The following is a 15,156-nucleotide window of genomic DNA, read 5'->3' as shown; positions in this document are numbered from 1 at the left end:
GGCTAGAGCCGGATGCCGGGCGCCGGGAAGCCGCGGCAGAGCTCCGCGACCTCGGCGGCGATGCGCGCGATGCGCGCCTCGTCGTTCACGTTCTGCGCCACCTCATCCATCCACGCCGCGAGGCGCTCCATCTCGGCGACGCCCATCCCGCGCGACGTCACCGCCGGCGTGCCGATGCGGAGCCCCGACGGGTCGAACGGCTTGCGCGGATCGAACGGGATCGAGTTGTAGTTCGCCACGATGCCCGCGCGATCGAGCGCCTGCGCGTACGGCTTGCCCGCGATCCCCTTCGGCGTCATGTCGATCAGCAAGAGGTGGTTGTCGGTCCCGCCGGTGATGAGCCGGAAGCCGCGCGACTCCAGCGCGCGCCCGAGCGCCTGCGCGTTCACCACGATCTGCTTCGCGTAGGCCCGGAACCCTTCCTCCGAGGCCTCCTTCGCCGCGACCGCGATGGCCGCGGTCGTGTGGTTGTGCGGACCGCCCTGGAGGCCGGGGAACACCGCCTTGTCGATCGCGCCCGCGTGCTCCTTCTTGCAGAGGATCATCGCGCCGCGCGGGCCCCGGAAGGTCTTGTGCGTCGTCGACGTCACCACGTCGGCGATGCCCACCGGCGACGGGTGCACCCCCGCGGCCACGAGCCCCGCGATGTGCGCGATGTCCGCCGCGAGGATCGCCCCCACCTCGTCGGCGATCGCCCGGAACGCGGCGAAGTCGAGCGTGCGCGGGTACGCCGTCGTCCCGCACCAGATGAGCTTCGGCCGGTGGGCGCGCGCCAGGTCGCGGACCTGATCCAGGTCGATGCGGTGATCGCTCTCGCGAACCCCGTACGGCACGCTCTTGAAGTACTTCCCGGTGATGCTCACCGACCAGCCGTGGGTCAGGTGCCCGCCCGCGGGCAGGCCGAGGCCCATGATCGTGTCGTTCGCCTGCGCGAACGCGAGGTAGACGGCCAGGTTGGCCGGGCTCCCGGAGTAGGGCTGCACGTTCACGTGGTCGGCCCCGAACAGCTTGGCCACCCGCGTCCGCGCGAGCTCCTCGACCACGTCGACCTGCTGCTGACCCTCGTAATACCGCTTGTGCGGGTACCCCTCGGAGTACTTGTTCGTCAGCACCGAGCCCGTCGCCTCGAGCACCGCCCGAGACACGTAGTTCTCGCTCGCGATGAGCCGGAGCGTGTCCGCTTCCCGCCGCTCTTCCAGGCGGATCAGCTCGGCGATCTCCGGATCGACCTCGTTGAGTGCCCGCAGGCCCTTCACTTCGCTTGTCGCGCTCATACCTCGAACTCCCCGCGTGTGAGGATGTCGGTGACGCGCCAGAGGAACGAGTTCGCCAGCACCCCGTCGATGATGCGGTGGTCGTACGAGAGCGCGAGGAACATGACCGGATGGATCGCGATCGAGTCCTCCTTGTCCTTCGTGACCACCACGACGCGCTTCTTGATCTCCCCCATCCGGAGGATGCCCACGTTCGGCTGCGAGATGATCGCGCCGCCGAAGAGGTTCCCCTTGAGCCCGGGGTTCGAGACCGTGAAGGTCGTGTTCGCGAGATCGTCGGCCGTGATCTTGCCGGACTTCGCGCGCCCGGCCAGCTCGTCGATGCTCCTCGCGATGCCCCGCAGCGACAGCTCGTCCGCGTGCTTGATGCTCGGGACGATGAGGCCGCCGGGCGTGTCCACCGCCACGCCGAGGTTGACGTCGCGCAGCACCACGTACGAGTTCTCGAGCACTCGAGCGTTGAACTCCGGGTGCTCGCGCAGCGCGCGGACGGCCGCGGCGCAGATGAAGGACAGGAACGTCAGCGACACGCCCGCCTTCTTGAACTCGTCCTTGTGGAGGTCGCGCAGCTTCGACGTCTCGTGCAGGTCGACCTCGGCGACCGTCACCACGTGCGGCGACGTCACCTTGGAATAGACCATGTGGTCGGCGGTGATGCGGCGGCGCCGGCTGAAGGGCACCACCTTGTCGCCGGGCTTCGGGGAGTAGGGCGGCACCTTGTACGCGCCGTACCCGACGCCGGGCACCGGCGGCACGAACCCGCCGCTCGCCTGGATGAGCTGCGAGAGCTCCGCGGCCGCGCTCGCCGGCTGGGCCGCCGCGCTCGGCTGAGGCGCCGGCTCGGCCGGCGCGCCGTGCGCCGCGCGCATCACGTCGTCGCGGGTGATCCGGCCGTGATCGCCTGTCCCGTGCACGTCGCGCAGGTCGACGCCCGACTCGCGCGCGAGCTTCTTCGTCGACGGGCTCGTCAGGGGGCGGGCGCCCTCGTCGTGCCCGTTGCTGCCGGGCGCCGGCGCGGCGGCCGCGTTCAGCGGGAGGTGCACCGGCGCCGGCGGCGCGCTCGCGCGCTGGGCCGTCGCCTGGGCCTCGCCCTGCGCCGTCTCGTCGATCTGACAGAGCAGACCTTCCTTGGCGACGACGGTGCCCTCGGCCACCGCGATCCGCGAGACACGACCCGCGACGGGCGCCGGGATCTCCGTGTCTGCCTTGTCGGTCGCAACCTCGAGCAGCGGCTGCTCGCGCTTGACGAAGTCGCCCTCGCGCACGAGCCACCTCGAGACGGTTCCCTCGACCACGCTCTCGCCGAGCTGTGGCATGCGAACTTCGACCATCGCTTCTCGCGCCTCCAACGCGCGCCGCCGTGAGCGCCCGTTTCACCTCTCCGAGCAAGGCGGCACGGTCGTATACGCCGCCCGCCCTTCGAGAGCAACGACACAGTGTTCGTCCGGTGTGCATCCTTTTTTGTGGGTCGCGTCGGTCGCGTCGGTTGCGTCGGTTGCGTCGGTTGCGTCGGTTGCGTCGGTTGCGTCGGTCGCGTCGGTCTCGACCACGGCGAGCCGCCTCCACCGAGGCACGCCTCCACCTGGGCGCCCCGGCGCAGAGCGGCTGGGATCGAATGTCGACGCACGTAGACGCTGGCGGGCCCCAGCCGGTACAAGGGCCCCGTGCGTGACGCCGCGCCGGATGCGACCGCAGCCCCCGTCCCCCTGGCCCCCTCGAGCGAGAGCGCGCGCGAGCGCCTCGCCGCCGGGCCGCCGCGCGTCGTGGGGGCGCGGGCGATCCGGGCGGCCTCGCTCGGCGTCATCGCGTTCCTGCTGCTGCAGGTGCTGACCTACGGCTACGGCCGCGATCAGGGCATCTACGCCATGGTCGCGCGCGCGGTGCTCGACGGCGGCATGCCTTACCGCGACGCGTTCGACTTCAAGCCGCCCGGCATCTTCCTCATCTACGCGCTCGCCCGCGCCCTCTTCGGCCCCGCGCAGTGGGGCATCCGCGTCATCGAGGTCCTCGGCCTCGCCGGCATGTGCCTCGCGATGGCGTCGCTCGCCGCCCGCCTCTTCGGCGACCGGCGGATCGGGGTCGTCGCCGCGGCGCTCGCCGTGCTGGTGCACGCCCAGCTCGATTTCTGGCACACGGCGCAGCCCGAGTCGTTCGGCGGCATGCTCACCATCGCCGCGCTGCTCGTGGCCACGCCGCGCGGCCGCGACGGCGCGCCCCGCCCGGCGCCGCGCGGCGCCGCGCTGGTCGTGTCGGGCGCGCTCTTCGGCGCCGCCGGCCTCCTCAAGCCGCCCCTCGCCGGAGGCGGCGTCGTGCTCGCCGTCGCGCTGGCCGCGCCCGCCCTCGCCGAGCTCGCGCGGCGGGGCGCGGCGCGGGCCGCCGTCCAGCGCTGGAGCGACGCCGGTCCGAGCGCGCTCCAGGGCGAGCCGGCGCGCTCTGCGCCGCCTGCGTCCGGGCCGCTCCGATCGACGGCGGCCGCGCTCCTCTGGGCGGCGCTCCGGCCCGCCTTGCTCATCGCGCTGGGCGGCGTGCTCCCCGTGCTCGCCTGCGCCGCCTGGTTCGCCCTGAGGGGCGCGCTCGGTGATCTGTGGGAGGTCCTCTTCGTCTTCACGCCGCACTACACCGCGCTCGGGTGGCGCGGCGCGAGCGTGCTCGGCATGGCGTGGTACGGCGCCTGCGAGTGGCTCGTCCACTACTCCGGCCCGCTCGCGCTCGGCCTCGCTTGCCTGGTCGCGCTCCACCCCGAGCGCCACGAGCGGGCGGGCGTGGCGCTGCTCTCGGGCGTGATCGCCATGCACCTCGTCGGCGTCGTGATGCAGGCGAAGTTCTTCCCCTACCATTACGGCGCGACGTGGCCGCTCACCGCGATGCTCGCCGCGCTCGGCCTCTGGAAGGCGTGGCAGCGGTGCACCCGCTCCGGCGCGAAGGCGGCCGCGGCGGCGCTCCTCGCGGCGCTCCTCGCGACCGCCTTCGCCCGCTCCGCGACCAAGGACGTGGCCGACGACTACATCGAGCGCTGCGCCAAGCGGATCGCGGTGCTCGCCACGGGCGCGAGGGACCAGGCGCGCCTCGACCGCCTCGCGTCGGTCGCCGACGTCAACGCCGCGGCGAACCGGGAGGTCGCCGCGTGGCTGCGCGAGCGCGTCGCGCCGGGGCGCCCCGTGTTCGTGTGGGGCTTCGAGCCGGTGATCTACGACCTCGCCGATCGACCGCCGGCGACGCGCTACCTCTACAACGTCCCGCAGCGCGCGGCGTGGGCCCGGCAGGAGGCGCGCGACGCGCTGATGCGCGACCTCGCCGCGAGCCCGCCGGCCGCGATCGTGGTCGAGCGCCACGACGTCTTCCCCTCGGTGACCGGCGACGTGATCGACTCGCGCGACACGCTGAACGGGTTCCCTGAGCTCGCGGGGCTCATCGAGGAGCGCTACGAGCTCGCCGTGAGCATCGAGGATTTCGAGATCCACCTCGAGCGCTGAGCTCCGGAGCCCAGCCCCGGGCGGCGGCGGCGCGGCGCGCTGCCAGCTGCGCCGCGCCTTCAGGGGCAGGGCAGGGTGTTGGGCCTGCGAGGGGTGGGCGCCGCCGCCCCGAAGCGGCGGCCGTCGCGGAGGCCGTCGGCGCAGCGCTGGATCGACTGCGTCTGAGACAGCGCGGAGGTCGCGCCCTCGCTGACCTGGACGCGCCCCGGAGCGCCGGCGATCAGGGCGTTCAAGAGCTGCGCGTCCGGCTCGGCCGCCGGTCCGTAGACCAGCGCGTCGATGAGGCGCGCCGCCGTGGCCGGCGTGGACGTGGGGAACGCCGCGGGCAGCCCCTGGTACAAGGCGACCGCGTCCGGGCCGTTCCGCAGGGCGTTGGCCGGGAAGACGAGGGTGGGCGTCGGTTCGACGCCGCTGGTGCCGACGAGCAGGAGCCCGCCCCCGTCCGTCGTGCCGTCGAGCGCGATCGCGAGGTAGGAGCCGTCGGTGTCCCCGTTGTAGAGCACGAGCGTGTAACCGGCGAGGCTCACGTACCGCCAGCCCGTGCTGATCTCGATGAACTCGAGCAGGTCGTCGCTGTCCGCCGTGTCGGCGTCGACCTCGTTGATCTGGAGCTGGATCACCGTCACCGGGAACGACGTCCACCGCGCCCCCGGCCGGTTCACGACGATGTCTCCCGGGCCGATCGGCGTCGCGTCCGAGAGCGCGGGGATCGTGATCTGCGTGTCGGAGTCGATCGTGAAGGGCTGCGGCGCGAAGCCCACGGTCACCCCCGTCGCCCCGGTGAAGCCGGAGCCGGTGAGCACGAGCGCGCCGCCGACGGCGATGATCGGATAATCGACGGAGGTCACGCTGGCCGGCGCTTCGCATGCAGGGCAGGACCTGCCGCCGCAGTCGATGCCGCCCTCGTCGCCGTTGTGCAGCCCGTCCTCGCACGTGGCGGCCTGGCAGACGTAGTCGATGCAGACCCCGGTCGGGCAGTCCGAGTCGACGAGGCACTGCACGCAGACCCCGGCGGGGTTGCACAGCCCGCCGTCGGCCAGGGAGCACCAGGTGCCGGCCTCGACCGGGTCGTTGATCGGCGAGCCATCGCGGCAGGAGTCGACCGTGCACTGGCTGTGGTCGTCGCGCAGATCGTCGTCGTCGTCGACCTCCGTGACCGCGCCGTCACCGTCACAGACGCGCTCGCGACAGTCGCCGGCGATCTGCTCCTTCACGGGCGTCCCCGAGGCCACGGGCTCGGTCGCGCATCCACCGTCGACGCACCTCGCGACCGCGCACTCGCTGTCAGGCGTTGGGCAGTCGGTGTCGCCGGTGCACGAGACGACGCCGCCGCCGCCGGAGCCGTCGATACCGCCCGCTCCGCCGCCCCCGCCGGCTCCAGCATCGCCTCCGTTGCCGCCGTTGCCATCGACTCCGCCGGCGCCACCATCGCTCCCGCCGTTGCCACCGCCGGAGCCACCATCGCCACCGCCGGAGCCACCATCGCCACCGCCGGAGCCACCGCCGCCGTCGCTGCTCCCGCCGCCGCCGTCGCTGCTCCCGCCGCCGCCGTCGCTGCTCCCGCCGCCGCCGTCATTGCCGCCGGAGCCACCGCCGCCGCCCCCTCCGCCCGTTCCTCCCTGTCCGCCGCTCCCTCCCGTGTCCTCATTGATGAGGCTGCGATCGGGCATCGTGACCATCTGGCAGCCCGCGGTGGCCACCAGCGAAAGGCTCAACGCGAGCGCGGAAGCGTAACGATTCGATCTCGAAGTCATTGACCACCTGTGTGCAGATTGGCAGGGGCGCTCGGGCGCTCGACGCTTCCGGCGCTGCCCCGCGCTGCCCCGCGCGCGGGAGCGAGCGGGAGCGAGCGGGAAGGCGCATCCTAGACGCACGGCACGCCTGAAGAAAGCGCCGCGCCGCCGCGCGCCGGCCCGGATCGCGCTGGCCTGGCGGGCGCCGCGCTGCGCCTGCTGCGCAGCAGCTGTCCTCGCGCGCTCCCTCGGCCGGGCAGGTGGGGAGCAGCCCGCTGGCATGCTCGTTGATGGGTCTCGAGCGCGGGGTTGCGCTCCGCTGCGAGCGGGGGCGAGCATGGCGCCCCGGTCGCGGCGCGGCGACCGAGGAGCAAAGAGCATGCGGATCGCGATCGTTTCCACCCCGTTCATCCGGGTGCCTCCCTCCGGGTACGGCGGGACCGAGCTCTTCTGTCACGAGCTGGCCGAGGGGCTGTCGGCGCGTGGACACGAGGTCACGCTGTTCGCGACGGGGGATTCGGTGGTCAGCTGCCGCCGCCGGTCCCTTTACGGGAGCCCGAGCTGGCCTCCGGCGCCGGAAGACGAGGTCAACCACGTCGCCTGGGTCTTCTCGGAGATCGCGCGCGAGGACGGGTTCGACGTGATCCACGTGAACAGCCCGATCGCCGTCCCGTTCACCCGCTTCGTCCACGTCCCGGCGGTGCACACCCTGCACCACGCGCCCTGCGGCGAGAGCTCGCGCATCTACGCGCGCCACCCGGAGATCGCGTACGTGGCGATCAGCGCGCGGCAGCGCGCCCTGGAGATCCCGCTCCCGCGCTCGTGCGTCATCCATCACGGCGTCACGCCGGCGCGTTATCCGCCGAGCCTGAGCGACGAGGGCTACCTCGCGCACCTGGGCCGTTACGCCGAGGAGAAGGGGACCCACCTGGCGCTCGACATCGCGAGGGCCGCGGGCCTGCCGATCAAGCTCGCGGGCCGCGCGCACCCCAAGGACCGGATCTATTATCTCCAGGAGGTCGCCCCGCGCCTCCGGGAGCGCGGGATATCGGACCTCGGGGAGATGGGCCACGACCGCAAGGTCGCGCTCCTGCGCGGGGCCCGCGCCGTCCTCTGCCCGCTCCAGTGGGAGGAGCCGTTCGGGCTGATCGCCATCGAGGCCATGCTCTGCGGCACCCCGGTGCTCGGCTTTCGCCGCGGCTCCTTCCCCGAGATCGTCGACGAGGGCGTCACCGGCTACCTGGCGCCGCCGGGCGACCTGTCGCGCCTCGCCGCGCTCGCGGCGGGCCTGGCCCGCTTCGATCGCGCCGCCTGCGCGCGCCGCGCGCGCGAGCGCTTCAGCAGCGCCGTGATGGTGGGCAAATACGAGGAGCTCTACCGGACCGTGACCGGCCCGCGGCGCGCCGAGGGCTCCCGGGCGGCGTGATCGCTGCGCGGGAGGTCGAGGGGCTCAGTTGACCTGGGGTGGGATGGCCACCTGGCACTCGTTGGCCGGCGTCATCCATTTGATGGCGTTCAGCCAGAAGCGCTCGACCTGATACTCGGGATGATCGACCCACTCGGTGTTGTAGGTGATCCACTCGTCGCCCCAGACCAGGACCCGGCCATCGCCTACCTCCAGCGCCTTCAGCACGTCGTTGCCGTCGCCGGTCGCCAGCGTGGTGCCCTCGCCGACCACCGGGTAGCCGGTGTCCACGCCGACAGCCTCGATCCCGTCGAGCACCGGATGCCCTCCGCTCCACTCCGTGATGGGGACCGTGGCGCCGCCTCGCCTCGGGAGGATCTGCGCTGCGTCGTAGCCGACGCCGAGCGGAGCGAGCAGCGTGTTGACGTTCTCGCGCTCCCGGGTCTGGCCGTACCCGATCAACGTCATGAGGCCGCCGCCCTTCGAGATCCAGTCGCGGAGCGCCTCGACCTCGGCGTCCGAGTACGTGCGCCCGATGTCGCTCACGTCCTGGATGACGATGACCTGGTGCTTCGCGAGCTCCTCCGCGGTGAGCTCGGCGTCGTTCAGGCCGAAGGCGCCGTTGATGCTGCGCTCGTTCAACCAGGACTCGAAGACGTCGCCGTCGCCCCACCGGCCCGGCTTGCCCAGCGTGGCGATGCGGAGGCAGTCGCAGACGCCGTCGCCGGCGACGTCGACGTCGTCGACGATGCCGTTGCCGTCGTTGTCCAGGCCATCGCAGGTGTCCTCGTTGCTGGGCGTGCCGCTCCCCGAGCTGCTGTTGCCGCTGCCGGCGCCCGTGGCCAGGCTGCCGAAGTCGTCTCCGCCGCTGCTCGAGGCCACGCCCCCGAGGTCGTCTCCGCCGCTGCCCGCGCTGCCCGCGCTGCCCACGCTGCCCGCGCTCCCCGTCCTGCCGCCGCTGTCCCCGGTGCTGCTGGCACTGTCATTGCTGGAGCACGCGGCCGCTTGCAGCGCCGCAGCGATGCACGCGACCCGCAGCAGATGTCCGGCAGGGACCCGACCGAAGGACGACAGGCGAGATCTCGAGTTCATGGCTCTCTCCACGAAGTTAGGCGTCGATGGCGGCGAACCCTGGCGAGCCGCCGAAAGCATTCGAGCGAAGCTGCATGGTGTCTTCCGGGCGGGGCTTTGCGCAACGCGAAATAGCGGTTCGCGTGACGAACATCGGGGTCGACCGTGGGTGCCATGGCCTCGTGGTGTGACGTCGCACCGTGAGGCATTGTAAATTTCAAGCCCGACGCGGTCTTCGAGAGAGCTCGCGCCCAGGACCTCGTCGCCCAAGTTCATTCATGGTCGCGCGTCTCCGGTGGGCCCCCTCCCAGGGGGCCGGGAGCTCGGCGGGACCTCACGCCCGACCAGGAAGGACCTGGCCTCGCGCGGCCAGGGCTCCCCTCAGGGTTGCACGAGCTCGACGCCGCTGAACTCGATGGGAAAGGTGATGACGGTCGTCACCCCGCCTTGCGGCGAGGGGAACTGCATCTTCTCGAAGGCATCGGCCACGCAGCGATCGACCTGCTGATTCTTCGCCGTCGACCTCACCACGTCGGCCCTGTTCACCCTGCCGGTCGGACCGATCGTCGCCTTGACGGTCACCTTCCCCGTGAACTTCGGCGAGCTCTTGACGCCGATCTTGTAGCACTCGTCGAACAGCTCGCCGTGCTTCTCCACGACGTCGCGGACCTGCGATTCGGAGATGTTTCCTCCCAGCGTGCCGGTCGCGGTGGCCGCGCCGGGCCTCACGTTGCCGTCCGGCCTCGAGGCGGCCGGCCGCGGCGGGGGCGCCTCGACCGGCGTCGCCGCCGCGGGGACCTGCGCGTCCGGCGGGGGCGCCGCGGGCTTTGGCTCCGGGGGGGCCGAGGTCGTCGAGGTCGTCGGTTCCGGGGACGCCGAGCCGGTTGGCCCCTCCGACGCGGGCTGCGCCGGCGACTGGGCGGCTGGCGGCGGGGCGCCGCAGCCCGCCGCGAGCGCGAGCGCGAGGATCAGAACCACCCCTGTTCGGCGAGAGCTCATGCCCGAAGGTAAAACCCGAACGCGGGGCCGTGTCCACGGGGATAGCGGCGCGCGCTCGCTCAGCGCAGCCGCAGGACCTCGACCTCCGACGCGCCGCCGCGATCCACGAGCTTCGGCGCTCGGCCGCGCTCGCGCGCCGTCATGGACGCCCAGAACACCTCCGTCCCTGGCCGCTTCCGGATCGGCACCGGATCGGCATAGAGGAAGCCCGTCCTCCAGCGCTGCGGCGAGATCGCCGTCGGCGGTCCGACCTCGCGGACGACCGGGTCCGCCATCGTCGTGGACAGCGGGGCGCGCTCGACGACCCGGGAGCGCACCGCGAGCACCACGTCGCTCGCCGCCGGGCCCCCTGCGCGCACGAAGATCGTGAGGAGCGAGCGGGCGCCCTCGTGGAACGTCGTCCCGAGCAGCTCCGTGCCGTCGTCGAACCGCGCCCCGATCGGCGCGAGCGCGGCGCGGATCTCCGCGAAGAGCGCCGCCGCGCGCGCGCCGTCGCCGGCGGCCAGCGCCATGTTGTGCGCGATCCGCTTCTGCTCCAGCGTCTCCGGCGGCGCGGCCGGCGGCTCCGCCGGCTGTCCGAAGTGCACGCGGAGCTCCCACGTGAGGAACGGATCCGGCACGATCTCGCGCTCGGGCTCGGTGCCCGAGACGAGGTACCAGGCGAGGAGCCCCGGCTCTCGCTCGCGGAACGAGAACGCCTCGATGCCGCTCGCGCCGCTTGCCGAGAGCGTGCGCGCCCCGGCGCCCGCGCCGAGCACCCAGAACGGGCCCACCGCCGTCACGTCGAAGCGCTGCGCGAGGCTCGCCTGATCCCGGTCCAGCATGAACCGCGTGTCCACGAGGTAGGCGCCGCGCGGCGGCGCTTCCTTCGGCGGGGGTCGGCTGGGCGTCACGACGCGCCCGCCGAGCGCCCAGACCTGCGCCCAGGTGGCCTTCATGCTGTCGTGCATCGCGACGGGCGCGTCGGTCGGCGTCCCCGGCAGCCTCGGCGCGAGCCATCGCAGGAACGCCGTCTTCTCCCCGTCGGAGTCGATGAGGTGCCCCCGCTCATTGAAGCGCCCGCCTGTCTCGCGCGCATAACGCAGCGCCGGGAGCCCGTCGCGCAGGACGGCGGCGAGCGGCACGAGCCACAGCGCGAGCGCCGCGAGCGCCGGCCCGCCCGACGGCGCGTCGAGCGCCGCCCCGGCGGACTGCGTCGCGACCCGGGCGGCTCGCCGCGCGGCGGCGGCGCGCTCCAGGAGCGCCGCGCCGGTGTCGACGAGGGCGGCGGCGGCGAGGGCGAAGTAAGCCGCGAAGTAATGCGGCCAGAAGATGTGGATGTCGGCGCCTTGCCGGAAGACGACGTACTGCACCGCCGCGGTCGCGAGGTAGAGCAGCGGCAGCGCGTCGTGCTCGCGCCGGAGCAGGACGAGCCGCGCCGCGCAGACGATCGCGGCGAGCTTTCCGGCGGCGATGGCGATCGGCGTGAACGAGAGCTCGAGCCAGTACCGCCGGCCCTCGAGCACCTTGCCGAGCGGCTCGGCGTTCCCCGAGGAGCGGAGCCCGTAGCTCGCCAGCAGGTCGCCGAGCTTGCCGGCATGCTGGAAGAGGGCCAGGTAGAGCGCGGCCGTCAGCGCGGCGAGCGAGGCGGTGAGCACCCACCACGCGGCGTAGCGCCGCTCGGGGAGGGGGCCGAAGACGCGCCTCGGGAGCAGGTAGGCCCGGATCGCGCCGAACGCGAGCAGCCCGCCCGTGAGCACGAACGCGGGCCAGTCGGCGTGCATCCCGAGCGCGAGCCCGAGCGCGCTCACCGCGAGGTAACGGCGCCTGGATGTCTGTAACAGGCGGACGTAGCCGAAGAGCCCGAGCAGCGTCCAGGCCATGACCGGGACCTCGAGCGCGTTGAAGTTCGCGAACGACAGCGTGATCGGCAGGACGACGAACGACGCCGCCGCGGCGGCCCCTGCGGCGGGGCGGTAGACGCTCCGGCCGAGGGCGTAGAGCAGGGGCGGCGTCGCGGCGCTCAGGAGGACGGCGGGCAGGCGGCAGATCACGTCGTGCCGCCCGAGGACCTTCATGAACGCGGCCGTCGTCCAGAAGATCCCCCACGGGTGGTGGCAGTAGTACATCCCGGGCGGCGGCCGGCTCGCTGTGTACTCCCACACGGGTCCGGGGATCTTCCAGCGGAGCATGTTCTCCGCGATGATCCCGACGCTCGCCGACGACGCGTAATGTCCGGCGAGGACGGGTCCGAACATCTCCCACGCCGCCGCGAGCGCGAACCACGCCGTGGCGAGCGCGGTGACGGCGAGCGCCGCGCGGGCCTCGCGGCGGGACGCGGCGGGGAGGCCGCGCAGGTCGGTCGGATGGGGGGCGAGGCGCGGGGGCAGCAACGTGGGCGCAGCCTATCTCGTCGGCGGCGCCGCGCGGGCAGGCGGAGCGCCGAGGAGCGGGCGCCGCGCGCCGCAGCGGCGCGGGTCGATGCGCGCGCCCCGGTCGGGTAGGATGGGGGCATGTCGACCGAGGCGCACAGGCAGGTTCATCGGCGGGCGCACCGTGACGGCAAGGAGCGTGATCCGACGTTCTATCCCGTGGAGAAGAAGATGGGGGAGGACTCCCTTCAGACGTGGATCGTGGAGCTCCTCCGTCCACTCATCGAGCGCTGGTACGAGGCGCTCGGTCGGCCGAGGTTCGTGGGGGCGGACCAGTTCATCTATTATCGGCAGTTCGATCCTTCCAAGGTCGTGGCCCCGGACGTGTACGTGCTCCCTGGCGTGCCGCCGGGCCGGCGCGTGCGGAGCTGGAAGGTGTGGGAGACGGGCATCGCCCCGAGCTTCGCGCTCGAGGTCGTCTCGTCCGACGAGCCGTACAAGGACTACGTGGACGCGCCCGAGCGCTACCGGGAGCTCGGGGTGAAGGAGCTCGTGATCTTCGATCCCGACTGGGAGCGGGGCCGGGATCGGGTGCGGTGGCAGCGCTACCGGAGGCTGAAGACGCGCGGCTTCGTCCGGGTGGAGACGACGAACGTCGACCGGATCCACGCGCGCGTGCTCGGCTGCTGGCTGCGGGGGATCGGCGCGGGCGAGGAGGCGCGCCTCCGGCTGGCTACGGGGCCCGAGGGCGAGGAGCTCTTCCCGACCGCCGCGGAGGCGGAGCGCGCGGCGAAGGAGGCGGAGCGCGCGGCGAAGGAGGCTGCGCTGGAGCGCGTGGCGGCGCTCGAGGCCCAGATCGCGAGCGCCGCCGGGGCGAGGGGCAAGGGACCCGGGGCGCCGTGAGCTCCGAGGCCCCCGGGTCGGTTCCGAGACCGTAGCTCCCGCCTCCTCGGGTACCCCTCCCTCCCGGCGGGTCCCGCCCCGCGTGAGGGGCGTCTGCTCCGCTCCGCCTGGCCCCTCTCAGGCCGAAACTTCCTGGGTCGGCGCCTCCATCCTCGCCAGCTGCGTCACGTGATCGCGCCAGAACCGCTCCGCGTCCCGCGCGCTCCACCCGGCGTCGTCGGCGAGCTCCCGCACGGCGCTGGCGAGCTCCTGCATCGACTGGAAGCGCGCCGTCGGATCCTTCTCGAGGCAGCGGAGGACGACGGCCTCGAGCTGCGCAGGGAGCGGCTCCTTGCGACGGGCTGACGGCAGCGTCGGCCGCTGCGAGAGCTGCGCCGCGATCACCTGCGCCAGCGAGCTGCCCTCGAACGGCGGACCGCCTGTGAGCAGCGTGTAGAACGTCACGCCGAGCCCGTAGATGTCGCTGCGCGCGTCCGCCTGCTCACCGCAGAACAGCTCGGGCGCCATGTACTCGGGGGTCCCGCGGATCACGCCCGTGCTGGTGCCGGAGACGGGCTCCCCCCTCGGGACGACCCGCGCGATCCCGAAGTCGAGCAGCTTGACGAAGTCGTGATCGTCGCCGACGTGCGTCACGAACAGGTTCTGCGGCTTGATGTCCCGATGGATGACCCCTGCGTCGTGCGCCTCGATGAGCGACTCGCACGCCTGCGCGATGAAGCGCACCGCGCGCTGCGCCGGCATCGGGCCGTACGCGGCGAGCAATGCGCCGAGATCCGCGCCCGGGAGATACTCCATGGCGATGTAATAGATCCCATCGTCGCTCGCGCCGAAGTCGAAGATGCGAATGGTGTGAGGATTGCTCAGCACGCTGGCGGCGTGAGCCTCTCGCTGGAACCGCCTCAGATCGGCGGGCTCCGGCGCTTCTTGCGTGCGGAGCAGCTTGAGCGCCACCTTGCGGCCCAGCGTCTCGTCCCACGCGAGCCAGACCTCGCCCATGCCTCCCTGGCCAATCCGCGCCTCCAGCCGGTACCGGCCGAGCTTGCGGGCCTGGTAGACCTGCTGCTGCGCTGACCAGACGAGGTGGCTCGAGAGCGCTCCCACGAGGGCCGAGGCGAGCACGAAGACGTAATGTCCGGCGACGCCCGCCAGCTCCGGCACGTCGAGCAGCGACGCGCGGATCGACACGGAGAACACGGCGGCGATGCTCATCACCAGCGGGTACGTGAGCGCGAGGAGCGCCAGAGACCGCAGCGCCGACCACCAGGGGGCCGGCACGATGACGCAGCGGACCAGCATGAGGACCGAGAGCCCATCCATGTAAATGCTGCGGATCCCGCCCAGGTCGAGCGCCATCGCCGAGATGAACAGGGCGGCTCCCAGAAAGAGCAGGTCCCCGGCGCCGGCGATGCGCCGGAGCGAGACGTCTCTCCTGAGCGACATCCGGTAGACGGCGACGATGGCGGCCTGCTCCGCGAGCCGGAGCGCGGCGAAATGCCAGAGGGGCGCGCTGGGATAAACCCACGTCGCCATGTACAGATCCAGGAGGAAGAAGCCAGGCCATACCCACAGGCCGATGTACGCCGCGCGCTGGACCGCGCGGCGCTGGCTCTCGCCGTGCGCGGCGCGCTCCGGACGCATGGCGCGGCGTATGGCGTTCCTGTCCAGCACCGCCCTGTGGGCCGCTGACGCCGGTGCGCCGTCGAGAGCCTTCACGGTCGGTGCGGTCCCCATGCCCATCGTCGTCCCCTGTCTCGCGGCGCGCTGGAGGCTCCTCGATTACTCTCCCAGGTGGAGACGGGGGGCAAGACGCCGCGTGCGGCGCGCGGACTCTGTACCAGGGCGGCCCAGCTCGTCAGGGCTGTGCCATTCGAGGAAGGCTCCACAGGTTTACCGGGAGGACGGCGCGACATGCGGGGGCGGCCGGCGATCGTCGCTTGCCTCCGCGTT

General features: G+C 72.7%; 11 protein-coding genes. 3 read left to right on the top strand and 8 right to left on the bottom strand.

Annotation, left to right across the window (positions count from 1 at the left end; genetic code table 11):
• Positions 1-2: 2 nt before the first annotated feature.
• Genes glyA through WMF27_RS32550 form a run of 3 tightly spaced genes read right to left on the bottom strand, consistent with a single transcriptional unit; the run spans position 3 to position 2,824 of the window.
• Entirely contained in the window at positions 3-1,274 is a 1,272-nt protein-coding gene (gene glyA, locus WMF27_RS32560) for a serine hydroxymethyltransferase (RefSeq protein WP_437764972.1), read from the bottom strand.
• A complete protein-coding gene (locus tag WMF27_RS32555; RefSeq protein WP_437764973.1) occupies positions 1,271-2,605 on the bottom strand; it encodes a dihydrolipoamide acetyltransferase family protein in 1,335 nt (444 codons plus the stop codon). The genes glyA and WMF27_RS32555 overlap by 4 nt, the downstream gene beginning before the upstream one ends.
• 42 nt (positions 2,606-2,647) lie before the next feature.
• Positions 2,648-2,824, bottom strand: coding sequence for a hypothetical protein (locus tag WMF27_RS32550; RefSeq protein WP_437943236.1), 177 nt, complete (start codon positions 2,822-2,824; stop codon positions 2,648-2,650).
• 114 nt (positions 2,825-2,938) lie between these two features.
• Between WMF27_RS32550 and WMF27_RS32545 the strand changes: the two genes are divergently transcribed.
• Complete coding sequence (locus WMF27_RS32545) at positions 2,939-4,747, top strand: glycosyltransferase family 39 protein (RefSeq protein ID WP_437764975.1); 1,809 nt, start codon at positions 2,939-2,941, stop codon at positions 4,745-4,747.
• Positions 4,748-4,806: 59 nt separating this feature from the next.
• Here WMF27_RS32545 and WMF27_RS32540 read toward each other — a convergent pair whose 3' ends face one another.
• Positions 4,807-6,462 carry a hypothetical protein gene (locus WMF27_RS32540; protein ID WP_437764976.1) on the bottom strand — a complete coding sequence of 552 codons (1,656 nt, stop codon included), beginning with the start codon at positions 6,460-6,462 and terminating at the stop codon, positions 4,807-4,809.
• Between the two features lie 397 nt (positions 6,463-6,859).
• On the opposite strand from WMF27_RS32540, the gene WMF27_RS32535 reads away from it, so the two are divergent.
• Positions 6,860-7,906, top strand: a complete 1,047-nt coding sequence (locus tag WMF27_RS32535) for a glycosyltransferase family 4 protein (RefSeq protein WP_437764977.1) — start codon at positions 6,860-6,862, stop codon at positions 7,904-7,906.
• Positions 7,907-7,930: 24 nt separating this feature from the next.
• Here WMF27_RS32535 and WMF27_RS32530 read toward each other — a convergent pair whose 3' ends face one another.
• The 3 genes from WMF27_RS32530 to WMF27_RS32520 all read right to left on the bottom strand — a co-directional run bounded on the left by WMF27_RS32530 (position 7,931) and on the right by WMF27_RS32520 (position 12,327).
• The gene (locus WMF27_RS32530) at positions 7,931-8,977 is read right to left on the bottom strand and encodes a hypothetical protein (protein ID WP_437764978.1); all 1,047 of its coding nucleotides are present in this window, start codon (positions 8,975-8,977) and stop codon (positions 7,931-7,933) included.
• 360 nt (positions 8,978-9,337) lie between these two features.
• A complete protein-coding gene (locus WMF27_RS32525) occupies positions 9,338-9,955 on the bottom strand; it encodes a TonB family protein (RefSeq protein WP_437764979.1) in 618 nt (205 codons plus the stop codon).
• 59 nt (positions 9,956-10,014) lie between these two features.
• Positions 10,015-12,327 (bottom strand): ArnT family glycosyltransferase, encoded by a 2,313-nt coding sequence (locus WMF27_RS32520; protein WP_437764980.1) that lies wholly within the window; start codon positions 12,325-12,327, stop codon positions 10,015-10,017.
• A gap of 120 nt (positions 12,328-12,447) precedes the next feature.
• Here WMF27_RS32520 and WMF27_RS32515 point away from each other — a divergent pair, with 120 nt between their 5' ends.
• A complete protein-coding gene (locus WMF27_RS32515; RefSeq protein ID WP_437764981.1) occupies positions 12,448-13,209 on the top strand; it encodes a Uma2 family endonuclease in 762 nt (253 codons plus the stop codon).
• Between the two features lie 117 nt (positions 13,210-13,326).
• Here WMF27_RS32515 and WMF27_RS32510 read toward each other — a convergent pair whose 3' ends face one another.
• A complete protein-coding gene (locus WMF27_RS32510; RefSeq protein WP_437764982.1) occupies positions 13,327-14,847 on the bottom strand; it encodes a serine/threonine-protein kinase in 1,521 nt (506 codons plus the stop codon).
• Between the last annotated feature and the right edge of the window lie 309 nt (positions 14,848-15,156).

The organism is Sorangium sp. So ce281 (assembly GCF_051527395.1).
GTDB lineage: Bacteria > Myxococcota_A > Polyangia > Polyangiales > Polyangiaceae > Sorangium > Sorangium cellulosum_B.
The sequence above is the reverse complement of the archived record's forward strand: the minus strand, read 5'-3'. Positions and strand labels throughout refer to the sequence as shown.

Bases quoted from the DNA above. Each gene is read 5' to 3' on its own strand.
- WMF27_RS32510 (WP_437764982.1), bottom strand. From the start codon at position 14,847: ATGCGTCCGGAGCGCGCCGCGCACGGCGAGAGCCAGCGCCGCGCGGTC.
- glyA (WP_437764972.1), bottom strand. From the start codon at position 1,274: ATGAGCGCGACAAGCGAAGTGAAGGGCCTGCGGGCACTCAACGAGGTC.
- WMF27_RS32525 (WP_437764979.1), bottom strand. From the start codon at position 9,955: ATGAGCTCTCGCCGAACAGGGGTGGTTCTGATCCTCGCGCTCGCGCTC.
- WMF27_RS32515 (WP_437764981.1), top strand. From the start codon at position 12,448: ATGTCGACCGAGGCGCACAGGCAGGTTCATCGGCGGGCGCACCGTGAC.
- WMF27_RS32535 (WP_437764977.1), top strand. From the start codon at position 6,860: ATGCGGATCGCGATCGTTTCCACCCCGTTCATCCGGGTGCCTCCCTCC.
- WMF27_RS32555 (WP_437764973.1), bottom strand. From the start codon at position 2,605: ATGGTCGAAGTTCGCATGCCACAGCTCGGCGAGAGCGTGGTCGAGGGA.
- WMF27_RS32530 (WP_437764978.1), bottom strand. From the start codon at position 8,977: ATGAACTCGAGATCTCGCCTGTCGTCCTTCGGTCGGGTCCCTGCCGGA.